The sequence below is a fragment of the Hymenobacter jeollabukensis genome (assembly GCF_005771675.1).
In the GTDB taxonomy this organism is placed as follows: Bacteria; Bacteroidota; Bacteroidia; order Cytophagales; family Hymenobacteraceae; genus Solirubrum; species Solirubrum jeollabukense.
In genome coordinates, this window is the sequence record NZ_VAJM01000001.1 from 887,539 (window position 1) to 912,186 (window position 24,648).

Here is a 24,648-nt window from a genome sequence, read left to right on the forward strand (position 1 = left end):
CCTCAGACGCTTTGGATGGGTACGGCCACCGGCTCGGGGGCCGGGCGGTAGCCCCGCAGGCCGTACCAGGCAATGTAGAGGTAGCAGACGACCGGCAGCAGGAAGGCCAGGCGCAGGGCGTGCACTCCTCCCCCACCCAGGGCGCTGTCGGCCACCAGCCCGAACAGCGGCGGCACCACCGCCCCGCCCACGATGGCGGCCGAAAGCAGGCCCGAGGCGTCTTCGGTGTGGCGGCCGAGGCCGGCCACGGCCAGGGTGAAGATGACCGGGAACATAATAGAGTTCATCAGCCCCACCAGCAGTAGGCTCCACATGGCCACCGCGCCGGTGGTATTGATGGAAATCAGCACCAGCAGCACCGCGCCCGCGGCGTTGAGGGCCAGCACCCGGCCGGGCGCCACGGCGCGCAGCAGGAAGATGCCGATGAAGCGGCCGACCATGGCGGCGCCCCAGTAGTAGGCCACTTGGTAGCCGGCGGCCTGCGCGCTCAGGCCCATCACCTCGGGCTGGTTCAGGTAGCTCACGATGTGCGAGCCAATGGCCACTTCGGCCCCGACGTAGGTGAAGATGCCCACCAGCCCGAACAGCAGGTGGCCGTAGTGCCAAGCGCGGCGCGTGTCTCCGGCCACAGCCGGGGCGTGCTCGATGCGGGGCAGCTTCAGCACCAGCAGCAGCAGGCTGATGACCACCAGCACGGCCGCAATACCCAGGTAGAGGTACTGCACCGACGTCACGTCGAGGGCCGCGGCCTGGGCGGGCGTGAGCTGCTTGAGGTCGGGCAGGTGCGAGAGAATAAGCCGGGCGCCCAATACCGGGGCCACGGTGGTAGCCAGCGAATTGAAGGCCTGGGTGAGCGAGAGGCGCGACGAGGCCGTTTCGGGCGGGCCGAGGATGGCCACGTAGGGGTTGCCGGCCACCTGCAGGGTGACGATGCCCGTGGCCAGCACGAACAGCGCCCCCAGGAACAGCCCGAAGGTGCGGCTTTCGGCGGCCGGGAAGAAGAGCACCGCCCCGAGTGCCGCCACCAGGAAGCCGACCAGCATACCGCCCTTGTAGCCCACGCGCTGCACCAGCCGGCCGGCTGGCACGCCCATCACCAGGTAAGCCCCGAAAAAGCAGGAATTCACCAGGTTGACTTCGGCGTAGCTGAGCGTGAACAGCCCTTTCAGGTAGGGAATCAGGATGTCGTTCAGGCAGGTGATGAACCCCATCATGAAGAACAGCACCGTCAAAGAGGCCAGGGCCGGGGCGTAGTTGGCTTGGGGCGTGCCGGGCGGCGCGGCGGCCGGCGGCGCGGCGGCGGATACAACGGGAGCAGCCATAGGAAATGCTGGGTAATCGGTGGAAAAAAGCCAGCCGAGGTCCGCTTGCCGGTAAGGCGGCGTGCGGGGAGGTGGTTGGCGCAATGGAGGGGCCGGGTCAGTCGGGCTCAAAGCCGGGGCATTACGCGGCGTCGGCCTGCGCGGCGGCTTCGCCGGAACACGGCCGATGAAGTACCAGCCGGGCCCCTGCGGTGGGCTGGGTCAGCCGCAGCGGTGGCGCGTCGCGCAGAAAGGACCTAGCGGCGCGGAGCCTTAGGAGCGGCCACTGGCACGAGCGTGCCGAAAATGCCCGCGTCGATCCAGCCCCGGTTTTTGTCCTCGCCGGTCACCACTTCGCTGCCGAAGAAGTTTTCCCGCTCGGGGCTGTGGTCGTTGTCGCAGTAGGCCAGGGCGAAGCCGATGGGCTGCCCGGCCCGGATGGTCAGCGGCCGGTTGGCCGCCGGGTTCTGGTCGTCGTAGGTGTCGGCGTACAGGGCTACTGAGGTTTCCCAGGTAGTCACCTTCCCCTGCTGGCGGTGCTTGCTCTGCACGTGCGCGTCGAAGAGGTGGCCTTTCTGGTCGCGGCCCATGTCCACCACGTGGCCGTCGAGGGCCACGTGGTAGGCCCAGGCGTTGTAGTTGTACTGATGGTCGCCCCGGGAGCGGTCCGGGTCGACGAAGATTTCCAGGCAGTCGTCGTCCCACCACTTGTCCAGCGGGTCGGGGTGAATGTCGATGAGCCGGTCATCGGTGATTTCGGCCAGCACGTAGAGCCGCGCGGGCGTCCAGACGACCTTGTAGCGGCCCTGGAAGTCGGCGGCCGTGGCGGGCGGGCCCACCCAGCGCTGGTCGAGCGGACGCCACTCGGCGCGGGCCCAGCAGGCGTCGGTGGCGCGGCCGTCGAGCACGGGCGCGGTGGTGGCCTGCGGGGCCTGGTAAGGCTGCCCCGCGGGTGCGGCCCCGACAAACGCCCCTGTTCCCAGAATGGCCAGTCCCACAACCAGCACATTCCACATTCGTTTGCCGCGGGCCGCCCCAAAGGACAGGTATTGCTTGGTCATTAGTGCTTGGTGCTTGGTTGGTAGTGCCCGGTGAGGACTGCGGCGTGCTTCATTCGCATCGAAATCAGCACGCGCCAAGCCCTCTAAGCACTACGTACGACGCCCGAAACGCCCCTACTCCGGGTACTGATAAAAGTGCACGTAGTCGACGAGCATTTCCTTGGGGAAGGGCTCCGAAGTCGTCGGGTCGCCGCCAAAGTCGCCGCCCACGGCCACGTTCAGGATGGTGTAGAACGGGTTGTTGAAGGGATAGGGCGACACCGTGCCGGACGTGACGGAGTAGACTTCCGTGCCGTCGATAAACCAGCGCAGCTGATTCTCGCTGCGAATCAGGCTGAAGGTGTGGAAGGCCTCCGAAAAGTCGCCGCTGGCCAGGCGCCAGCTGGTGCCTTTCTGCTGGTGGGCGGTGGCGCTGGTGCCGTAGTGCACGGTCATCACGTTTTCGTTGGGCGTGTGGCCGCGCAGCTCCATGATGTCGATTTCGCCGCAGGCTGGCCAGCCCGTAGTGGCGTCGTCGATGCCCAGCATCCAGATGGCCGGCCAGATGCCCTGGCCCTTGGGTAGCTTGGCGCGCACGTCGAGGCGGCCGAAGCCGTAGTTCATCTTGCCCTTGGTGACGATGCGGGCCGAGGTGTACTGCCGGGCGCCGGACTGCTCGCGCCGGGCCACGATGTGCAGCTCGCCGTTGGTTACAAACAGATTATTGGGCGAGCTGGTGGTGGCCTGCTTTTCGTTGTTGTACCAGTTTTCGCTCACCTCATAGCTCCACTTCTGCTGGTTCAGCGCGCTGCCGTCGAAATCGTCGCTGTTGTCGGTAATCTTCCGGGAGTAGTCGGCAAAGGGCCGGGCGGCGGCGTTGGGCGCGGGCGCGGGCGGCACGGGCTTGGGCTTGGCGGGTTCTTCGGTGCAGCCCGCCAGGCTCAGCGCCAGCCCCAGGCCGGCGCTGGCCCGTAGCGTGCGGCACAGCAAATCAAAAACGGTAAGCATCAGGTAGCAAAGAAGGGTTCGGCAGCAAGAACGATTACTTCACGCGCATCTTCATGGTAAACACGATGCCGCCCGCGCCGGTGGGCTTGTTGCGCCCGGCCCGCAGTACCATCAACGAGTCGTTGATGGAAATGATGCGATACAGCAGGTCGGGCGCATCCGTCACGCCGATGAAGGCGCCCGGGCGGCTCAGTTCAAACTGCGCCACGCCCGCTCCGCCACTCACTGCCCCGAACGTGAAGTTCGACGTGCCCGAAAGCGGTGCTTGGCAGCCCACCCCGCCTGCCACGAAGGTTTCGGTTTTGGCGTTGTAGGTGTACACGTTGGCGGCCGAGAAGGTAAACTCGTCGTCGGCCTGGCAGGGCGGCAGGGCTCCGGCCGCGCCGCCGCCGTAGTAGCCGCCCGGGCTGGCGTCGTTTTCGCCTACGATAATGGCGGCAGCCTTCCGGTTGTCCAGTATCCAGGTGCGCGAGGTGGTGCCCGTTAGCTGCAGCTTAATGAGTTCCAGCGCCGAAAGCTGGGGCAGCAGCGTCACTTCGGTCTTGGTGCCGTCGGGGTTGGTGCCCTGCAGGCGCAGGATGGTGGCCGACGCCTCCACGATGTTGTAGGTTTTATTGACCACCGAGTCGGCCGTGCCGATGAAGGCGCCTTTGCCCTGCAGGATGATCTGGCCCAGCACGCTGCCGCTGCCGGTTTTGTAGACGAAGCCGGAATTGGCCGTGCGGGCCGGGCCGCAGGTGCCGCCGCTGTAGGTGCCGGCGCCCGCGTTGTAGCTGTAGGAGTAGGTGTTGGCGAAAGAAAACTCGTCGTCGGTCAGGCAGGCATCCAGCGGCGCGGCGGAGGACGAGAGGACCGTCCCGCTGGCCGACAGGCGCTTGATGGCGCCGGGCTGGTCGCTCAGGCGCCAGGAGGCCGAGCCGGTGCTGCCGCTGCACTTGGTCAGGGCGTTGAAGGTCGCGTCGCCGCAGAGCGAGGGAATGGTGACCGTCTGGACCGGCGACACGGCCGTGCCGCCGCGTCCGGCCGCGGTCAACTTCACCTGGTAGGCCCCGGCGCGGGTGTAGGTGTGCTTCACCACCTCGCCGGCCCGGTGGGTTTCCAGGGCCGAGCCGTCGCCGAAGTTCCACTGCTCCAGAAAGTCATCCTGGCTGCTGCTGGTAAACGTCACCTCCACCGGGTACTGCGCGGTGTTGAGCTGGGTGCTGAAGGCGGCGGTGGGCACGGGGCCCTCCAGGCCGTCGGGGTCGTCTTCCTGGCAGCTGCCCAGCAGCAGGCCCCCGAGCAGCAGCGCCATGCTGCCGGCCAGGGCCGGGCGGCGCAAAGAGAAAAGCGTATCGAAATGCATGGGAATGATGCGGTAAGGCGGTTAGTACCCGGTATTTTGGGTCAGCTTGGGGTTGATGTCGCGCTCCGACTGCGGGATGGGCAGCAGCGTGTTGAACTCCTGAATGTTTTTGCCGCGGGCCCGCATGGTCGAAACCAGCGTGTTGGTGCGCTTCAGGTCGTACCACCGGTCGTCCTCGAAGGCCAGCTCGTAGCGCCGCTCGCGCAGCACGGCCGCCTTGAAGTCGGGCGTGTTGGCGGGGGTCAGGTCGTGGGTGGTGTCGCCGAAGGCGCGGCGGCGCACGATGTTCAGGTTCTCGAAGCCCTCGGTGGTGGCACCCAGGGCCTCGGCCAGAATCAGGTGCATCTCGGCCAGGCGCAGCACCGGAATGTTCAGCTCCGAGTCGTGGCAGCAGTTGTTGGCGCGGCCCACAAACCACTTCTTCACGTTCAGGCCGTTGGGCGAGCCGGGCAGCGAGTTGGGCTGCGCGGTGCCGGCGGTGGTGCCGGCTGGGTAGGCGTCGCCGGGGCGCCAGATGGTGACGGCGCGGCGGGTGTCGCCGGTTTCGTAGCCCTGGGCAAACTCCAGCATCGGCACGTTGAAGCCGTAGCCGCTGTTGGGCGTCAGGCCCTGGCCGCGCGGGGCGAAGAACTCGTTGCCCTTGAAGCCCACGCCGTAGTCGTTCCAGGTGGTTACGCTCGACTTGAACTGCACCTCGAAAATGGATTCCTGCCCGTTTTCGGTGGCCACCTTGAAGTTGTTGCCGTAGTCCGACCAGAGCTGAAACTTGCCGGAGTTAATCACCTGGCGGGCGGCAGCGGCGGCTTCCGTCATCTTTCCGCGGGTCAGTTGCACCTTGGCCAGCAGGCCCACGGCCGACCACTTAGTGGCCCGGCCGGCGTCGTCGCCGGTGTACTTTTCGAAGGCGGCCAGGTTGGTGGCCGCGTCGTTCAGGTCCTTCACGATCTGGGTGTACACCTCTTCCTGCGGACTGCGGGCAATCAGCGCCTCGGCGGCCGATTTGGGCGGGGTTAGGATCAGCGGCACGTCGCCGTAGATGCGCACTAGGTGGAAGTAGTAGAGGGCCCGCAGAAACTGCGCCTCGCCCAGGCAACGCTTGCGGATGCTCTCCGTCATGCTGATGCCCGGTACGCGCTCCAGCACCAGGTTGGCCCGGCCGATGCCCAGGTAGCAGGCCGACCAGTGCTCGAAAATCAGCGGGTTGGTCGGGGCGATGGTGTAGTTGTCGAGCTGCACGTACTCGGCCCCGTCGCCGCCGCCGCCGCCGCCGGTTTCGGAGTTGTCGGCCATCACGTCGCCGAAGCCCCAGAGCGAGGCGTTGTAGAGGCCCTGCTGGGTGAGCACCCCGTAGGCCGCGTTGGTGGCCTGAATGGCGTCGGTTTCGGTTTTGTAGAAGCTGGCCTCCGTCAGGCGGTCGGTGGGCGCCTGGTCGAGGAATTTATCGCCGCAGCTGTTGAGCAGCAGGCTCGCAAGCAGCGCCGCGCCCAAAAAACGTTTGGTATGTAGCATGGGAATGAGAAGCTGGAAAGGGGAAGAGTGAAGCAGGCCGGACGGGCGCCGGCCCGCCGACTACTGCTAGAACCCGATGTTGACGCCGCCCAGGAAGGTACGGGCCTGCGGGTAAGTGCCGCGGTCCACGGCGTTGCCGCCCACCTCGGGGTCGAAGCCCGAGTACTTGGTCAGCGTCAGCAGGTTCTGGGACGATACGTACACTCGCACCTGCTGCCCGCCGATGGCGCCGACCCACTTTTTGGGCAGCGAGTAGCCCAGCGTGAGGGCCTTAATGCGCATGTAGGAGCCGTCTTCCACATAGTAGCTGCTCACCCGCTGGTTTTGGTTTGGGTTGCTGGTGGTGGCGCGGGGCACGCTGTTGCTGGTGCCCGGGCCGGTCCAGCGCCCGAGCACGCGGGTGGTGGAGTTGCCGTTGCCGTTCAGGCCGCCCTCGGTGTAGAAGCGGTTCAGGTTGTACACGTCGTTGCCCTGCGAGCCTTGCAGGAACACGTACAAATCGAAGCCCTTCCACGCCACGTTGTTGATCAGGCCGTAGGTGAAGTCCGGGTTGGGGTTGCCGATCTGCGTGCGGTCCAGGTCGTTGATGGTGCCGTCGCCGTTCACGTCTTTGAAGCGGATGTCGCCGGGGGCAGCGCCCGCCTGGGTGGCGTGGGCCTGTACGTCCTCCTCGGTCTGAAAGAGGCCGTCGGCCACGAAGCCGCGGAAGAAGCCGAAGGGGTGGCCCTTGTCGTAGCGCACCACGGCGCCGCTGCGGTACACCTGCCCGTCGTAGGGCAGGCCCGAGCCCAGCGAAGTCAGCTCGTTTTTGTAAGTCGAGAAGTTCAGCGTGGTCGTCCAGGTCAGCTCACCCTTGGCAATGTTGCGCGTGGTCAGAGCCAGGTCGATGCCGCGGTTGTAGGCCGAGGCGGCGTTGGTGGGCGGCGCTTCGTAGGTACCCGACACGCGCGAGGGCGGCACGCCCGCAATCAGGTTGGGCGACTTGCGGTTGTACACGTCGATGATGGCCTCCACGCGGTTGTCCCAGAAGCCCAGGTCCAGGCCCACGTTCAGCTGCTGGTTTTTCTCCCACTTCAGCAGGTCGTTGGGCAGCCGCGTGGGGGCCGCGCCCTGGTTCACCGTCTGGCCCTGTTCGCCGAAGGGGTAGATAATGTCGGTGTTGATGGTGGGCAGCGAGGCAAAGGCCCCGGCGTTGGCGGGGTTGCCCACCACGCCGTAGCCGGCGCGCAGCTTCAGGTTGCTGATCAGGCGGTTGTCCTGCAGGAAGCCCTCCTCCGAGAGGCGCCAGCCGGCCGACACGCCGGGGAAGAAGCCGAACCGCTCCCCGCTCTTGAAGGCCGACGAGCCGTCGTAGCGCACGATGGCGGCCAGCATGTACTTGCCGGCGTACTCGTAGTTGAAGCGGCCGAAGTACGAGGCCAGCGAGGTTTCGCTGCTGGTGCCGTTGTTGTAGCGCTTATCGTTGCGCGGGCCGGCGTCGAGTTCCTGCAAGTCGGGCCGAACATAGTCGCTGCGGCCGCCGCCCAGGTTGTAGAAGTTGAACTGCTGCCCCGACTGCCCCAGCAGGGCCGTCACCTGGTGCTTGCCGGCGAACAGGTGGTCGTAGGTCAGCGTATTCTCGATCAGGTAGCTCGGCGAGTACGCGGAATTGGCGTTGGCGGTGATGGTGGCGTACTTCGGAATGCTCGGAATGCCGGGCCGGAAGTAGCGGCTGTAATCGAAAATCATGTCCACGCCCACGTTGGTGCGGAAGCGCAGCCCTTTCACGGGCTCCAGTTCGGCATAGAGCGTGCTGAGCACCCGGTTGCGGGTGAATTTCTTTTTGTCCAGCAGGGCTTCGATGAGCGGATTGGGCTCGGTGAAGGCATCGGCCACCGGGTCGGGCATGTTCCAGGTGCCGTCGGGCTTGTAGGGCTCCACCGTGGGCGGCATCTGCAGGGCCAGCGTCACGATGCCGTTGAACTCGTCGGTGGTGTTTACCTGCCGGTCGCTCAGGTGCGTGAGCGAGAGGCTGTTGCCCATCCGAAACCACTTGTTCACGTCCAGGTCGCCGTTGGCGCGCAGCGTGAACCGCTCGAAGTTCGAGCCAACGATGGTGCCATCCTGTTTGTAGTAGCTACCCGCCACAGCGTAGCGGGCCTTGTCGCTGCCGCCGGTGGCCGTCAGGGAGTAGTTCTGAATGGCGGCCCGGCGGAAAATCTGGTCCTGCCAGTCGGTGCCTTCGCCCAAGGACTGCGGGTTCTGCAGCTTGGGCAGCAGGGCCGTGTTGCCCGCGATGCGCCCCTCGTTGTTGATGACGGCGTACTCCCGGGCGTTGAGCATGTCCAGCTTGCGCCACACCTGCTGCACGCCGCGGTAGGCATCCAGGTTGATGCTGGCTTTGCCCGCCTTGCCGCGCTTGGTGGTGATGATGACCACGCCGTTGGCGGCGCGCACCCCGTAAATCGAGGCCTGCGCAGCGTCCTTCAGCACGTCGATGCTCTCGATGTCGTTGGGGCTGATGGCGTTCAGTTGGTTTTCGTCGCCGGGGGGCAGCGGAAAGCCGTCCACCACGTACAGCGGCGCGTTGTAGCCGGCCGAGGTCACGCCGCGCACCCGCACCGAGGTACCACCCGCGCCACCCGGCGCGCCGGAGTTCTGCGTCACGGTCACGCCGGCGGCCCGGCCCTGCAGCGCCTGCGTGGGGTCCGAAATCGGCTGCTGCCGAATTTCCTGGCCCGATACCGAGGCTACCGCCCCCGTCACGCTGCTGCGTTGCTGGGTGCCGTAGCCCACCACCACCACTTCGCCCAGCGCCTGCAGATCTTCCTGCAGCTTCACGTCCAGGCCCGTCGTGGCGCCCGAAACGGGAATTTCCTGCTTCATAAAGCCCACCGCGCTGATGACCAGCGTGCTGCCTTCGGGCACGTTCAGCGAAAACTGGCCTTCGGCGTTGGTGCTGGTGCCCAGCGTGGTGCCTTTCACGATGACGGTGACGCCGGGCATCGGCGCCCCATCGGTCTGGGTCACGCGGCCCGACACGGGCACGTCGGCCACGGCAGGGCGGTGGCTGCGGGCGTCGCCGGGGCTGGCAGCAGCTAGCGCGGGGGCGGCCAGCGTCAGCAGGCCGCAGGCTGCCAGGGGTACCGCCCGCCGCAGTATGGAATGCGGGTAAAAGTGGTAGCTCATGTGTGTGGGAATGGATGTGATTGAGTGAGGTGTTTTTCGGCAAACCGATGCCGGGCCCGTGGGCTTCGGCAAGGCAAAGAGGCAGCCGGGCTCCGGGCCACGGCGGGCCGGAACGGGCAGTAAGTAGCAAAGGCGGGGAGCCCGCGAGAGGCCTGGGCTCAGGAAAGTGCGGCGGGCAGCTTCAGCTCTTTAATAGAAGCACGCACCAGGGGCGCCGAAGCGGCGCCCACGCAGGAGGCCGGGCGGGCGGCCATGGCCGCGGGCTGGACTGGGGTGCGTTGATCGAGCCAGCGAGTGAGGCAGGAGATTAATGGCGTATTAAGGTTGGTCAAATATAGCGGCGTTGTTTTTGAAAAATCAAGCGACAAAAATGCGCCTATAGCCTAAAAACAGCGTTTTTCGCTTACGTCGCACTTTCGTCTGTACGCTTAGAGCACCCTCTTTTCCGGTCGATTATGCGGCTACTGCAATCGTTTGCGCCATTCAGCCACTCCGGCCCTTACGGGTAAAAAACACAAAAAAAAGTGGGGGTTTAGCCCACTTTTTTTTCACTAGTTTTTGCTTTACTCGCCCACGTCTCCACTTTCCTTGCCAACACCGGCACGGAGGTTACTTCCTCCTCTCCTGTCTCGTCCGAATCAGCCGCCGTATCGTCGAGCAGCAGGTCGGTCCAGCTCTCGTCTTCGGCGGCGTCGGCGGCTTGGCGGCGCATGGCTTCCAGCACTTTCTGGCTGAAGCTCCAGCAGGTGGCGCGGCGCAGATCGAGCACGCGCGAGAGTTCCTGCGCGGGGTAGTTGCCCTTGTGCGTGTGCAGCAGGAACACCGCGTAGAAAGCCTTGACAATGGGAAACTTGCACTTCTGCAGCAAGGTGTACGCCGTGGCCGACTCCACGTAGCGGCAGCGGGTGCAGCGGCGGGAGTGCGGCTCGCGGCCTTCGCAGAAGTTGTCGTGGCCGCACTTGCGGCAGTGGTAGCCCTGGGCCCATTTCAGGTCGGCCAGGTAGCTCAGACAGGCATCCTTGTCGGGGTAGATCTGGCTGAACTCGCCAAAATCCACTTCCTGCGCCAGCACCCGGGCGGCCTGGGCCTTTTGCAGGTCGCGCTGCAGGTCACCGTTCAGCTTCTCGATGGCGGCCGACTGCAGGGCCAGCAGCCCGTTGGCCTGTAGCAGCTCGCGGTTCTGGGCGGCAATGGTTTCGCCCTGCTCGCGCAACTCCTCGGTGCGCTGGGCTACCAGGCCTTCTAGCTCGGTATTGAGTTGATCCTTAAGCTCATCGTTCTGCCGCAGCTGCTCCACCAGCTGCTCCTGCACCTCGTGCTTTTTGCGCAGCTGCTTCACCAGGCGCTGTTGCGCTCTAAGCGTCGCGTCTTGGATGCCCTTGATTTTCTCGCCCAGCGCGTAGGACAGAATCACCACTTCCAGCACGAAGGCGGCGTTCATGCTGTACACCGTGAAGGTGTTGGTGAAGGTGTCGATGCCGAGCTTGCGCAGGATGAGGAAGCCCACGCTGACTACCACCAGCGTGTGGGAAAGCAGGAAAAACCGCGCCGGCCGAAAGCCCCCGCGCCACACCCGCAGGGCAGCCACGAACAGCATCCCGTAGGGCAGCAGATACAGCCAGAAGCTCAGGTCCGACTGCCACCACAGCGCGTCGACCAGCAGGGCGGCGGCGCTGAGCAGCACCACGTTGCGCACCCAGGGGTCGTAGTGCGGCAGGCGCTGCGGGGCATCGAGGAAGTGGCGGGCGTAGTAGCTGAAGGTGAGCAGCAGCAGCGGCGCCGAGCTGATAATCACCAGCTGATTGAACCAGGGGTGGCCGGGCCAGAGGTACTGAAAGCCCAGGCCGTCTTCGGAGAGAAACACGAGGCTGCAGCTGAGCACGTAGAGTACGTAGCGCAGGTAGGTTTGCTCGTGGGTGAAGAAGTACAGGCACAGGTTGTACACCACCATGATGAGCAGGATGCCGTAGAAGCCGCCCAGCAGGCCATATTCCTGCTGAAAACGCTCTACCAGGCCCTGCTCGGTGCGCAGACGGGCCAGGAAGCTGGTCTTGGAGTTGGCCTGCAGGCGCAGGTAGTAGGTCTGCGTCTGGTCGGCGCGCAGGGGCAGGCGCAGCAGGAAGTTCTTGTAGCCGTAGGGCCGCGAGAAAAACGACCGGTCGGCGCCGGTGTGCACGGCGCTGGCGGGGTCGGCGGCATCGGGGAAGAACACGACGTCGCTCAGGTGCGAATCGTACAGCTCCAGGTACCAGTGCTGGGGCAGCGGACCGCGGGCCTGCACCGTCAGGCGCAGCCAGTAGGCCGCGCCGGTGTGCTGCATGTTGGTGGAAATGGTGGAGCCGGCCACGAAGCGGGCGGCATTCACGCCCAGCTGCACGTCGGTCAGCGTCATCTTGCCGCCGGGGTCTTCGAGCACGCTGTAGTTGGGCGGCAGAATCAGAACCTCCTCCTGCCGGGCGCTGACGGTCAGCGGCTTCTCAGGGCCCAGCGGCGCGGCGGTGCTGAAACCGCTGAGCAGCACCCCGACCAGCAGGGTGACGAGCCAGCGCAGCGGGCCAGAGCGGGCAAGGAACAAGAACGTGTTGGGAATGGGCAAGGTGGGGCGCATGGGAGTCTACAAGTTAGAGAAACTACCCGCAGCGCACGCAGTCGGCCGAATAAGCAAAGGGCCCCGCCCGCGCGGCGGGTAAACCGTAGAGTATTCGTAATTAACAACTTACCATACAACTCGAATTGATCAGTATACCGAAGACTGAAAGTAAGTACTAGCTCACTTACACGCCAATTATGACGGCTTGTGTTGGGTAGCCGAGCATCACCCGGCTGGACTCGCCCAAAGCACTACTGCCCGCCCTGGGTAGCAGCTTTGGCCTCGCTGAAGCGCAGCCAGCTGAGCACGGCGCCCGGCTGCTCCACCACGAGGCGCAGCATGTGCGTACCCGCCGGCAGCGCGACCGTACCGCCACTGATGGTCTGCCAGCCAGCCGCTTCCGTCGCAGCCGGTGCCACGGTGAAGCGGCCCACGACGGTATCGTTCAGCTTCAGCAGCAGCCGGGCCGGGGTGGCGCCGGCGTTGGTGGCACGCAGCTGCAGGGCGTAGGCGCCGGCTTTGGGCACCGTCACGGTGTAGCTGAGCCACTCGCCGGCCTCGGTGTGACCCACGCCGAAACCGTTGCCGCCCGCGTCCTGGATAGGCTGCACGTCGACGCCGTCGTTGCGGTAGGCGTTGCCGCTGTTGGTGGGCTTCAGCTCGCGGTAGTCGATGCGGGCGTTGTAGGTGTCGTGGTAGGCCAGGCCCTCGCGGCCCAGGTCGTAGTCGGCGGCCAAGAGGGTGCCGGGCAGCCGGTACGCGGCGAAGGGCTGACGAGCGTCGGCGGGCTGGGTGAGGGCGAAGAGGGCGTCGCGGTTCACCGCGCAGCTGGCAAACTGGGCGTTGCGCAGCAGGGCGGCCCGGCCGGCGGCCGTGAGGATGCTGCCGTAGGGCGACACCCGCAGCAGGCTACTGCCGGCGTCCACGCGCTTCAGGTTCCAGTGGCACCAGCCGATGTGTTGGGCATTCAGCTGCTGCACGGCGGCGGCAAACCACTCGTTGGAGTTTTCGCCCGTCTCCCCTACCCACACCGGCACCTGCCACCGGTCCCGGAACGCGGCCAGGTTCTTCACCAGGTTGATCTGGCTGGGGTTCGGGTCGCCGGCCGTGGCGTCGTTGGGGCACCAGTAGCGGTGGGCGTTGTAGACGAGGCCGGTTTTGTCCTGGCTTTTCAGCTTGTCCGGCGTCAGGTTGGTGTACTCGTTGCCGTAGCCGTTGCCTTCCAGCAGCAGCAGGTGCCGGTCCTGCTGGGCCCGCACCGCGTCGATGAGGCGGCTGTACAAAGCGTTCAGCTCTTGATTATCAGCCGAAAGTCCGTGCTCGGCGTTGAGGTTGTGCGGCTCGTTGATCAGGTCATACATGGCCACGCGTGCATCGTTTTTATACCGTTTGGCCAGCTGCTCCCAGAGGCGCACGGTCACGTCCTGGTAAATCAGGCGGCCCCGGGCGTCGCGGCGCTTCCAGAGGTCCAGGGGGCGGAAGTTGTCGTTGATGTTGGCGTCGGTGCCTTGGCCGCCGGGCGCCGCGTGCAGGTCGAAAACGACGTACATCTTATTCGCCGCGCACCAGTCGAGCACCTGGTCGAGGTGGCGGAAGCCGTCGAGCGTCTTCGGGTCGGCGGTGAACAGCTCGTTCGCGTCGTACCAGCGGCCGAGCGCCTGCACGTAGGCGTCCACGGCGGCGTCGCTATTGGGGTTCTGCAGGGCTTTGGTACGGGCGCGGCGCTGCTCTGCGGTCAGAAACAAGTCATAGTGAAACGGCAGGCGCACGCAGTTGAAGCCCTGCCGGGCCAGCCAGTCGATGTCGGCCCGGGTGACAAAACCGGCGCGGTACTGGCGGTAGAATTCCTCCACCTCGCGCTCGGGCATCGTCCGCAGCAGGCCCTGCTGGATGCGGCGCTGGCAGCCGAGGGTATCGGTTTTGAGGATGTAGCTTTCCTGCAGCAGCCAGCCGCCCACGTTGCAGCCGCGCAGCACCACCGGCCGGCCCTGGGCATCCACGATTTGCGGCCCCCGAGCCTTCAGCCAGCTCAGCTGCTGGGCCGATGATGAGAGGCTGGGCAGCCCCAGCAGCGCCGTGAGGGCCAGGGCGCCGGCGCGCCGCAGGCTAGTCGCTACCGAAGGAAAAAAAAGGCGGGTAGTACGCTGATTCATAGCTGAAATCGAAAGCGGCAAAAGCGAGAAACGGGGCGAGGAAACCCCGCCCCGTTGCCCTCGCATTCACTCACTTCAAAAGGTTATTCCTTGATGATTTTCTGGGTCTGAACGCTCGTCGCGCTGCGCACCGAGAGCTGGTACACGCCGCGGCGCAGCGCCTGAACATCCAGCGTAGCGGTGGCCTGCTTGGCGGCCGTGGTCTGCGTCAGCACCACCCGGCCGAGGGCGTCGGTGAGGGTAATGGTGGCGGCTTCGGCGGTGGGCAGCGGCACGGTCAGCTGCTCGCGCACCGGGTTCGGGTAAGCCAGCGGGGCCGCTTGCGCCCGGGCCGCTTTGCTGGCCAGGGCCGGGCGGCTGCCGGTGCAGGTGCTGCCGGCGGTGTAGCTGTGCGGGGTGGCGCTGGAGTTGCGCTCGGCGGTGCTGGTGCCCACGCGGTAGGTGAAGTAGAACGACAGCGCCGCGCCGGCCGCCTGGGCCTGCGAGAAGGTGAAGTTGCTGCCCGCGGCCGTCATCTGGTAGCCCGCGTAGCCGCCGGTGCCCACTTTCACATAGATCAGGGCCATGGTGCTGCCGGCAATGGGCGTGAGCGGGATGAACTTCCAGCTTACCGTGCCGCTGGTGGTCGACACTTCGTAGCTGTAGTCGCCATTGGCGACGGTGCCGGTGCAGAGGCCGGTGCCGCCCGGGTTGGTGCCGCCGGCGGCCGTGCCGTACACCTCCAGCTCGTAGAGCGAGTAGCCGTAGGCGGTGCCGCGGGCCGTGCCGTAGATGCGCACGTAGCGGCCGGTGCCCGTCAGGCCGGTGTGGTCGTTGACGAGCGTGGCGTTGCCCGCCACGGTCCTGATGGTGGTCCAGGTGGCCGCATCGGCCGATACCTGCACCAGGTAATCCTTGCCGTAGGCGCCTTCCCAGGTTAGCTTCACCCGGCTCACGCTGTAGCTGGCGCCCAGGTCCACGTACAGCCACTGCGGGTCGGAGAAGGCGCTGCTCCAGCGGGTACTCGTAGCGTTGCCGTCGACGGCGGCCGAGCCGGGCGTGCCCGCGTTTTCGGTCGAGGAGGTGAAGGTCGGCTTGTTCAGGGCCAGGTTGGGGGCCGCCGCTGCGGCCGTGAAATTCAGCCAGTTCACGTTGCAGCCCGTCGAGGCCGCGGCGTACAGGCGCAGGGTCTGCGCGCCGGCGGGCAGGGTCACGGTGGTGCTGAGGGTCTGCCAGTTCTGCCAGCCGCCGGTGTTGCCCACGTTGATGCTGCCGAGCACCGTGCCGCCGCTGTTGCGCAGCTGCAGGGTGGCGCCGCCGTTGGCCGAGGCCACCCGGAAATCCACCGTGTACTGCCCGGCCGCGGCCACGTTCACGCTGTAGTCCAGCCAGTCGCCGGTTTCAAACCAGTCCACGTTCACCCCGCCGCCGGTATCGGTGGTGGCTTCCGTCTGCGTGCCCGACTGCGTGCTGAAGCTTTCCGCCTCTATCTTGCCCGGAATGGCCTGCGCGGTCGGTGCGGCCGATACGGTGACGCTCACGGCGGCCGAGGTCGTCACGGCGCCGGCGTTGTCGGTGGCTTTGGCCGAGAGGCTGTAATTGCCCGCGCCTACGCCCGTCCAGGTGTAGCTGTAGGGGCTCGTGGTGGCGGTGCCGAGCAGGGTGCTGCCGTTGTAGAACTCCACCTTGCTGATCGAGCCATCCGAATCCGAAGCGCTGGCCGTGAGGCCGATGCTGGCCGGCGCCGCGAATGAAGCGCCGCTCACCGGCGAGGTCAGGCTGACGCTCGGGGCGGCGTTGGTAGCGCCGTTCTTCGTCAGGCTGCGCAGGTTGTCGATGTAGAACGTGGCGCCCGTCAGCGTATTCGGGGCGAAGAGGAACACCGAGTTGTCCACGTCGGCGTCGGGCGTGCCGGGGTCGGGGGCGCTGGCGAAGGTGAAGACGAGCGTGTGCCAGGCGTTGGTTTGCTTGACGACGGCCTGGTAGATGCTGTGGCGGCCGGTGGGGTAATTCTGGGGCCGGGAGGCCGCGTTGCTTTCCAGCTGCCAGGACACGACCGTACCGGCCGGGGCTGAGGTATACACGTCCATGGCAAACGCCTTGTCGCCATTCTTGTAGGCCGCGCCGTCCTTGGTCAGCAGGTTGCGGAAAGCCAGCACGTCGTATTGCTCGCTCGCGTTGCGGGCGTACTGCCCCACCTTGGTCGAGGTGTTGATGCCCGTGGCCGAAGGGTTGTTCACCACGGCCGCGTAGGTGCCGTTGGCGCTCAGCAGGGTCAGGTTGCGCGTCGCGTCGTAGTTCTCGAAGGTGGCGGCGACGGCGTAGGTCGGCGCGGCGGCCCGCTTCACGATGCGGATGTTGTCGACGTAATAAGTGTCGCCGGTCAGCGAGTTGTTGCCGAACAGGAAGGCCAGCTCGTCGATGGCCACGTTGGCCGTGCCGCCGTCGGGCGAGGTTACGTAGTTGAACGTCAGCGTCTGCCACTGGTTCTGCACCGTGGTGCGCGCCTCGTAGGTGCTGTTGCGCCCGGCCGGGTAGGTATTGGCGGCGGCCGCCTTGTTCTGCAGGTTTAGCAGCACGGCGGTGCCCACCGGCGCGGCCGTGTACACGTCGGCCTGAATCTGGTAGGTCTGGTTCTTAAACAGCGCCGCGTCCTCGATGATGGTGCCCGCCGGCGTGGCGTCGAAGAACAGCACGTCGTACTGCTCCGCGCTGTTGCGCACGTACTTAGCCACCCGGGCCGAGGTATTCACGCCCGTCGCCGCGGGGTTGGCGAAGTTGGCCGTGTAGGCGCCGTTGGTCTTGGCGGCGTTCTGGCTGATGCGGGCCGCGCCGTCGTAGTTGATCAGCACGTCGGTGCTCACGATGGCCGGCACGGGCTGCTGCTTCACCAGCAGGTTGTCGAAGTAGAACGTGGCGCCGGAGTTGGTGGCGGGCTGAAACAGCAGGGTCACGTTGTCGATGCTGTAGATGCTGGTGCCCGCGTCGATGCTGCGCTCCAGGTCGAATTCCAGGGTTTCCCAGGCGTTCTGCCGGCTGGTGTAGGCGCGGTAGGCGCTGTGCCGGCCCAGCGGGAAGTTGGTGGCCGTCGTCACCGCGCTGTTTTCCAGCTGCAGGGTCACCTTGCTGCCCACCGGCGCCGTGGAATACACGTCGAGGTAGATTTTCTTGCGCCCGGCCACGAAGTCGTTGGCGTTGCCGACGGTGAGGTTGCGCAGCGAAATCACGTCGTACTGCTCGGCGGTGTTGCGCACGTACTTCGCCACCTTGGCCGAGGTGTTCTGCCCCCCGCTCACCGGGTTGGTCAAGGCCTGGGTGAGCACGCCGGTGGCCGAGGCGTAGGTGATGAAGCGGTTGGCCTCGAAATCCTCGTAGAGCTTTTCCAGCTGCAGGGCCGGGCTGACCGTCACGCCCAGCGCGTAAGTCCCGGTCGGGCAGCCGCTCACGGCCGTTGTCACCGTCACGTTGCCGCCCGCCGACGAGCCCCAGCTCACCTGAATGGCGTTGGTGCCCTGCCCGGCGGTAATCGTCGCGCCGGCCGGCACCGACCAGCTGTACGTGGCCCCCGTCACCGCGTCGAGGCGGTAGGTTTTGTTGGTATCGTTCTGGTACACCGTCTCGTCGCCGAGCACGGCGTAGTTGTAGCTGCCCTTGTAGACGCGCACGAAATCCACCTGCATGGTGGTGGGGTAATCGGCCGGGTTGGGGTTCTGGTAGCCGGTGAAGCCGGTGCCGGGCCCGCCCACGGCGGCGTTGAGCATCAGGTAGAAGTTGCCGTCGTTGAAGGGCCAGGAGCCGCCCGAAGTGGTCTTGGGCGAGGCCGTGTGGTAGAGCGTGTTGTCGATAAACCACTTGATCTGGTTGGGGCTCCACTCCACCGCGTAGGTGTGAAAGCCGGTGCTCAGATCCACCGTGCCCGTGGCTTCGCGGCCGGTGAAGTGCCAGCCGTTGTCGTCGTAGTGAATGGTGCCGGCGACGGAGGTCGGGTTCTTGTGCTTGGCCTCCATGATGTCAATTTCGCCGGTGCTGGGCCAGTTGCCGGGGTCGGGCAGCATCCAGAACGCGGGCCACACGCCCTGCCCCGAGGGCAGCTTGATGCTGGCTTCGATGCGGCCGTACCTGAAGGTCTGCAGCGCGCCGGCGGCCGTTTTCGAAAACAGCTTGGCCGAGGTGTAGGCATAGTTGCGCCCGCCCACGGTGCTCGGCTCGTAGCGGGTGGTGATGGTGAGGTAGCCGCCGGCCACGGCGGCGTTGGCGGCGCGGTAGGCCTGCAGTTCGGCGTTGCCGAAGTTGCAGTTGCCCTCGGCGCAGCCGTCGCCCTCGTACACGCGCCACTTGCTCAGGTCGCCGGCAGTGTTGAACTCGTCCTGCCACACAATCTGGTTGCACTGGGCCAGGGCGGTGCTCGGGCTGAGCGCGGCGAGACCTGCGCCGGCGGCCAGCGCCTGGGCGCTGCGGCGGAGCCACTGCCCGGCCCGCCCGGTGAGTAGAAGTGTTGTCATGATGGTTGTGGAGGTTGGGGAATGAGCGGGCAATAGCCGGCTGTCTGCCTCACCAAGTGGAGCAGCAACCTCTGCCGGCGCAAGCGGCCGGCAGGCTGGGGCGCGGCAGCCCGCGAGTAGCGGACCTTGCCGACGCCGGGCAGGAAGAGCGGGAAGGGTCCAGGGCCCCGGCCGTGGTTGGGGAAAAGGCGGGCAGCGGTGCAGCCGCGGCGGCCGGTCAGGGACTCTGGTTGATCAAAGCTATGGGGGTTGTTAGCCAAAAGCAAGCATAAAAACTTCCTTCAGAAGCCAGAAACGCACTTTTACGCTTACGTATGTACGCTTAGCGCACACGGTTGTGTCACGTATTTGCCGCGCCAACGCCCTTAAATCAGTGGCTGCAAACGTTTGCGAAGCGGATAACAAACAATAAAAAAAGTGAGCCATTGGCTCACTTTTTCGGCAGCACCCCTACGTATGGCGGCAGCACATCTGCTGGACTAGCTTACGGATTCTTCGTCGCGCCGCGTGGGCTTTCGGGTGGGCCGAGGTAGCTGGTCTTCAGCCCGCCACAGTCGATAACCAGCTTTTCCAATACCACCCCGGGGTCGACCAGCCAGAACTTCAGCGTGTGCGCCCCGGGCTGGCGGAACTGGTGCTGCGAGGTGCGAATGATGATGTTCTGGGCCACGGCCTGCTCCCAGGGCCGGTTGCCGTTGTCCGCCACCAAGCCGGGGTGCAGGTTGACGACCTGCGGGGCTTCGTCGTCGAAACTGACGGCGTAGCGCAGGCCGCCCTGGTGGCGGAAGTCCAGCGTGGGCGCCAGGTAAGCGTGCACCGTGACGGGCGCCGTGCCGCTGAACTGCACCTGGTACTGCAGGTGCGGGCTGCCGGCACCGAGCACCACGGCCGGGGCGGTGGCGGGCAGCACCGTCACACCCGAAAGCGTGCGGCCGAAGTCGGGTAGCACTTGCCAGCTCACGCCGTTGCCATTCACCGCCCGGCTGTAGTGCTCCGCCTCGATGCTCACGTAGCCGTCGGTTTCCACGAAGCCAACACCCGGGGCTACGGTGCTGGTAGCTGGGACGGGCGCGGAAGCTGGCACCAATGCCGGCGCTTTGGCCGCGCCGGCGGCCAGGGTTTGCACGACCGGCATGGCTTGCTGCTCGGGCTGCTGCCAGTAGGTGTAGCCGATGTGCGTCTGGTCCATCATGTGGTTCCACTTGCCGCCGGCCAGGGCGTGGTAGCGCCGGGTGATTTCCTGGTCCTTGGCAAACAGCACTTTGGCTTGCTCGGCCAGCTCATTGGTATTGGCCGCGCCGGCCTGGGCCGCGGCGCGGTTCAGGGCCACGGTGTAATACAGGTCGTTGAGGTTGGCGCAGGCCTGCACCGGGTGCAGCACCAGTTGGTAGTAGGCATCCTGCTGCGCCGGGGTCACTTGCCGGCCCAGTTGTTCGGCCTGAGCCAGCAGTTGGCGCCAGTCGGCAGCCACGCCGGTCCACTCGCCGTAGTTGGCAAGGCTGTAGGTGTCCGCGTTGAGCAGTTCGGGCTTGCGGCGGGCGTTGTACTTGGTGTATTTGGCCAGAATATCGGCGATGCCGGCGGCGGACTTGGGGCCGAACTGCTGGGCGGCCCACTGCCGGGTGTAGTCCGCCACTTGGTCGGCGCCGATGCGGGCGGGGTTCCAGGCGTAGTCGAGGAAGAAGCTGATGGGCAGTTCCATGGGCTTCAGGTCGCCCACGTTCACAATCCAGATTTGATTGGCGCCGTGCTCGTGGGCTAGGTGCATCTGCTCCCGGATGCGCGGCAGCGGGTTCGTGTTCAGCCACTTGTAGTTGCGTGGCCCGCCCACGTAGTCGAAGTGGTAATAGATGCCATAGCCGCCGGCGCGGGGCTTCTCTCCCACTTTGGGCAGCTTGCGCAGGTTGCCCCAGTTGTCGTCGCAGAGCAGCAGGGTCACGTCGTCGGGCACGCGCATGCCGCGGTCGTAGTAGTCCTGCACTTCCTTATAGAGGGCCCAGAGCTGGGGCGTTTGGGCGGCGGGCTTGCCAGTAGCCTCGGCCAAAATCTTGCGCTGGTCGGCCACGATGCGTTCGAGCAGGGCAATGTTGCTTTCCTCGCTCATGGGCTCGTCGCCGTCGCCGCGCATGCCGACGGTGACGATGCTTTCGTGGGTGCCCATGTTCACGATGCCCTGGCGCCAGAAGTCGGCCAGGGTTTTCTGGTTGGTCTGGTAGTTCCAGGGCCCCGAGCCGAAGCGCTTCCACTCCTGCTGGGCCCGCAGCATGGGCTCGTGGTGGGAAGTGCCCATCACCACGCCGTACTCGTCGGCCAGCACCGGGCTTTGCTTGTCGTCGTCGTTGAAGGCGTTGCCCCACATGGCGGGCCAGAGGTAGTTGCCCTTCAGGCGCAGAATCAGCTCGAACACGTGCACGTACATCTTGGAGTTGATGCCGCCGAACTTCTCCTTGGCCCAGCCGCTCAGCGCCGGCGCTTCGTCGTTGAGGAAGATGCCGCGGTACTTCACCGCCGGCTCGCCCAGCGTATGGCGGCCGGGCAGCACGTACAGCGCCTTTTGCGGGGTCACCGGCACGTCGGCCCACCAGTACCAGGGCGAGACGCCCATTTGCTGCGACAAATCATAGATGCCGTAAATGGTACCGCGCTTGTCGCTGCCGGCCACGACCAGGGCCCGCTCCACGCCCGGCAGCGGCTTATCCACCGTCTGCACCACGAAGGTTTCCCACTTGCCGGCCAGGCCGCTGGCATCGAGCTTCCCGGCCCGAATCAGCCCGTCGATGAGCGGACTTTTGCCCACCGTGCCGATGAGCACGACTTCCTTGCCGCGCGGCGCCTGGTCGGTGGTCAGCGGCGGCGGAATTTTCGTCACGCGGTTGACGTCGGCCTGCAGGTCGCGGGCGGCGCGCAGCACGCCGGGCCAGTCCTGGGCGCTGGCGAACAGCGGCGCGGCCTTGCCACCGGCCACCAGCGGGAAGCGGCCCTTGCCCTTATCGGGCGACACGTATACCTCACTGCCCGGCACGGTGGGTGCGGCCAGCGCGGGCGCGGCGGCCGTCAGCAGAAAAAGCAGCAGCAGTGGCCAGACGCGGCGGATTATGGATTCGGGGAAGGACATGCGAATGTGAAAATAAGCGGCTGGCAGCGCCGTAGCACGAACTGCAAAGTTCGCGCTACGACACAGGCGGTTCTAGAAACTCACCACCGCCTGAAAGGCCTTTTTCGGCTTCAGCTGCTGGTCGAAGAGCAGCGGGTAGTTTTTGCGGCCGGCCACGGGGTAGGTATCCAGCCAGCTGTAGCGGTCCGACACGTTCCAGAACGTGACGCCGGTGAGCACCTTGCGGTAGTCGCGGAACACGCGGAAGAACATCCGGTACTGCTCGGCCTGCTTCTGCTCCAGCTCCGGCGTATAGGCATCCGACTCGCCCGGGCGCTTGGCGCGGCGCTCCTTTTCCCAGGGGTAGATGGACACGTCCAGCTCGGTAATCTGCACCTTCAGCCCCAGCGAGGCGTACCGCTCGATGGCCGCGCGCAGCTCCGGTTCGGTGGGTTCCTGCAAGGACCAGTGCCCCTGCAGCCCCACCGCGTGAATGGGCACCTTGGCGTCGACGAGCTGCTTGAGCAGCTTGTACACCCGCTCGCGCTTCTCGGGCCGCTCGGTGTTGTAGTCGTTGTAGAAGAGCACCGCGTCGGGGTCGGCCTCGTGGGCGTACTCGAAAGCCTTGGCAATGAACTCGGGCCCGCAGATCTGCAGCCACTCCGAGTTGCGCAGAAACTCCTGCGGGTTGTCGGCAATAGCTTCATTGACCACGTCCCAGGCGTAAATCTTGCCCTTGTAGCGCTTCACCACAGTGAAAATGTGGTCGTGCAGGCGCTTGAGCAGCACTTCTTTGCTGACCTGCTTGCCCTGCGCGTCCTTAAACAGCCATTTGGGCGTCTGTTCGTGCCAGAGCAGGTTGTGGCCGCGTACCCGCAGCTGATTGGCCTGGGCGAAGCTCACGATGGCGTCGGCGTCGCGCCAGAAGTAGCGGTTTTCCTCCGGGTGAATCGGGCCCATTTTCATGGCATTTTCCGGCGTCACGCTGTTGAACTGCGCCTTGATGAGCGCGGCCTCTTCGCCCTGCAAGGACTGCGGCCCCACGGCCACCCCGACGGGGAAATAGTCTTTGTAGTAGTCTTTCAGGCCTTTGTCGGCTGCGGAGTGTTGGCTGCTGAGCAGCGCGGTGCTGCCCAGTAACAGGCCAGCCATCAGCAGGCGGTGGCCGAGGTGAGCGGGCAGATTAATCTTGGTCATGGGACGAAAAAAGAACGTCATGCTGAGCTTGTCGAAGCATGACGTGCTAGAGAAATTGCGCAAGAATCAGGAGCCGGTTTTGCCCGTAGGCGTCAGCTCCAATACCACCACCGATTTGGCCGGCAGCGTCACCACGAGCTGGTCGCCGTGCTTTTTGGCGCCCTTGAAGTCGGCCAACTGCACGGCGTTGGGCTTGTCAAACGAGTTGTAGTCGCTGACCTTGGCCGAGGTCAGGATGCGGCCGCTCACGGCCTTCCAGCTGATGCCGGGCAAGGTTGTTTGCAGCGTCAGGGCCTGGTTGGGGTTGAGATTGACCAGCGAGATGTGCACCGCGCCGCTTTTGTCGCGGGAGGCCGAGGCGTTCAGGGCGGGGATTTTCTCGCCGCCGAGCTCGTACTCGGGGCTCTGAAACTGCACGGGCAGCCACTCCGCGTCCTGGTGCACCTGGTAGAGGTCGAAGACGTGGTAGGTGGGCGTGAGTAGCATCTTTTCCTTGTCGGTCAGGATGAGCGCCTGCAGCACGTTCACGGCCTGGGCGAGGTTAGCGCCGCGCACCCGGTCGCAGTGGTTGTTGAAGATGTTGAGCGTGGTGCCGGCCACTAGGGCGTCGCGCAGGGAGTTTTGCTGGTACAGGAAGCCGGGGTTGGTGCCCGGCTCCACGTCGGTCCACACGCCCCACTCGTCCACCAGCAGCGCCACCTGCTTTTTGGGGTCGTACTTATCCATGATGGCCGCGTGCTTGGCCACGATGGCGTCCATGCGCAGGCAGTTGCGCACCGTGCTGAAGTACTCCGCTTCGCCGAAGCCGGTGGCGGGGCCTTTCTTGCCCCAGTCGCCGGTCGGCAGCGTGTACTGGTGCAGCGTGAGGCCCCACATCATGCCCAGCGGGATGTTCTTCATGCACGTCTCCGTCCAGGCCGGGTCGTCGCCGTTGGCCCCGCTCACGATGCGCTTGAGGGGCGGGGAGCCGGGGTAGTTGTGGGCGAAGGTGGCGTAGCGCTTGTACACGTCGGTGTAGTAAGCGGGCGTCATGTTGCCGCCGCAGCCCCAGCTTTCGTTGCCGATGCCCCACATGGTCACGCCGTACGGCTCAGCATGGCCGTTCTGGCGGCGCTGCTGGGTGAGCGGGGTGTCGGCGTTGGAGTTCAGGTACTCCATCCAGTTGGCCATTTCCTGCACCGTGCCGCTGCCCACGTTGGCCGCCAGGTAGGGCTCGGCGCCGAGCAGCTGGCACAGCTCCAGAAACTCGTGCGTGCCGAAGCTATTATCCTCCACCGCGTCGCCCCACCAGGTGTTGATGGTGCGCGGGCGCTGGGCCGTGGGCCCCACCCCGTCGCGCCAGTGGTAGGCGTCGGCAAAGCAGCCGCCGGGCCAGCGCAGGTTGGCCACCTTGATTTTGCGCAGCGCCTCCACGATATCCAGCCGGATGCGGCCCTGCTTGGGCACGTTCAGCCCCGGGTCGGCCCAGAAGCCGTCGTACACGCAGCGGCCCAGGTGCTCGGCGAAGTGCCCGTAGATGTGCTTGCTGATGGTGGTTTTGGCGGCCGGCGCGGGCTGCACCGTCAGCTGCACGGGCTGCTGCGCCAGGGCCGCGGTGGCCGTCAGCGTCAGCAGCGCCAGGGCGGCGACGAGCCCGCGCAGGCGTGAAGCCTCACCCCCCGGCCCCCTCTCCAAAAGAGAGGGGGAGCCAGACGTCAGGGCTTGGGGGCGGCGCGGGGCCTGCGGCCGAGCAGATAAGCCGGGGCCCCGCACCGCCTCTGGT

General features: G+C 65.8%; 12 protein-coding genes. All 12 read right to left on the reverse strand.

Annotated features, from left to right (window positions below; genetic code table 11):
• Positions 1–2: 2 nt before the first annotated feature.
• The 12 genes from FDY95_RS03810 to FDY95_RS03865 all read right to left on the reverse strand — a co-directional run bounded on the left by FDY95_RS03810 (position 3) and on the right by FDY95_RS03865 (position 24,560).
• Positions 3–1,322, reverse strand: coding sequence for a sugar MFS transporter (locus FDY95_RS03810; RefSeq protein WP_138075374.1), 1,320 nt, complete (start codon positions 1,320–1,322; stop codon positions 3–5).
• Between the two features lie 236 nt (positions 1,323–1,558).
• Positions 1,559–2,362, reverse strand: coding sequence for a sugar-binding protein (locus FDY95_RS03815; protein ID WP_138075375.1), 804 nt, complete (start codon positions 2,360–2,362; stop codon positions 1,559–1,561).
• Positions 2,363–2,476: 114 nt separating this feature from the next.
• Positions 2,477–3,349 (reverse strand): glycoside hydrolase family 16 protein, encoded by an 873-nt coding sequence (locus FDY95_RS03820; protein WP_138075376.1) that lies wholly within the window; start codon positions 3,347–3,349, stop codon positions 2,477–2,479.
• Positions 3,350–3,383: 34 nt separating this feature from the next.
• The gene (locus FDY95_RS03825) at positions 3,384–4,694 is read right to left on the reverse strand and encodes a PKD domain-containing protein (RefSeq protein ID WP_138075377.1); all 1,311 of its coding nucleotides are present in this window, start codon (positions 4,692–4,694) and stop codon (positions 3,384–3,386) included.
• 21 nt (positions 4,695–4,715) lie between these two features.
• Positions 4,716–6,203 carry a RagB/SusD family nutrient uptake outer membrane protein gene (locus FDY95_RS03830; protein WP_138075378.1) on the reverse strand — a complete coding sequence of 496 codons (1,488 nt, stop codon included), beginning with the start codon at positions 6,201–6,203 and terminating at the stop codon, positions 4,716–4,718.
• A 66-nt stretch (positions 6,204–6,269) separates the two neighbouring features.
• The gene (locus FDY95_RS03835; protein WP_138075379.1) at positions 6,270–9,371 is read right to left on the reverse strand and encodes a SusC/RagA family TonB-linked outer membrane protein; all 3,102 of its coding nucleotides are present in this window, start codon (positions 9,369–9,371) and stop codon (positions 6,270–6,272) included.
• A 532-nt stretch (positions 9,372–9,903) separates the two neighbouring features.
• Complete coding sequence (locus tag FDY95_RS03840; RefSeq protein WP_138075380.1) at positions 9,904–11,979, reverse strand: 7TM diverse intracellular signaling domain-containing protein; 2,076 nt, start codon at positions 11,977–11,979, stop codon at positions 9,904–9,906.
• Positions 11,980–12,212: 233 nt separating this feature from the next.
• On the reverse strand, positions 12,213–14,114 hold the full coding sequence (locus tag FDY95_RS03845) for a cellulase family glycosylhydrolase (RefSeq protein ID WP_171025518.1): 1,902 nt from the start codon (positions 14,112–14,114) through the stop codon (positions 12,213–12,215).
• An 83-nt stretch (positions 14,115–14,197) separates the two neighbouring features.
• Entirely contained in the window at positions 14,198–18,595 is a 4,398-nt protein-coding gene (locus FDY95_RS03850) for a carbohydrate-binding protein (RefSeq protein ID WP_138075382.1), read from the reverse strand.
• 484 nt (positions 18,596–19,079) lie between these two features.
• Positions 19,080–21,710: a glycosyl hydrolase 115 family protein gene (locus FDY95_RS03855; RefSeq protein ID WP_138075383.1), complete on the reverse strand. Its 2,631-nt coding sequence runs from the start codon at positions 21,708–21,710 to the stop codon at positions 19,080–19,082.
• Positions 21,711–21,782: 72 nt separating this feature from the next.
• Positions 21,783–22,886 (reverse strand): endo-1,4-beta-xylanase, encoded by a 1,104-nt coding sequence (locus FDY95_RS03860; protein WP_394348386.1) that lies wholly within the window; start codon positions 22,884–22,886, stop codon positions 21,783–21,785.
• A gap of 66 nt (positions 22,887–22,952) precedes the next feature.
• A complete protein-coding gene (locus tag FDY95_RS03865; RefSeq protein ID WP_246073913.1) occupies positions 22,953–24,560 on the reverse strand; it encodes an alpha-N-arabinofuranosidase in 1,608 nt (535 codons plus the stop codon).
• Positions 24,561–24,648: the final 88 nt, after the last annotated feature.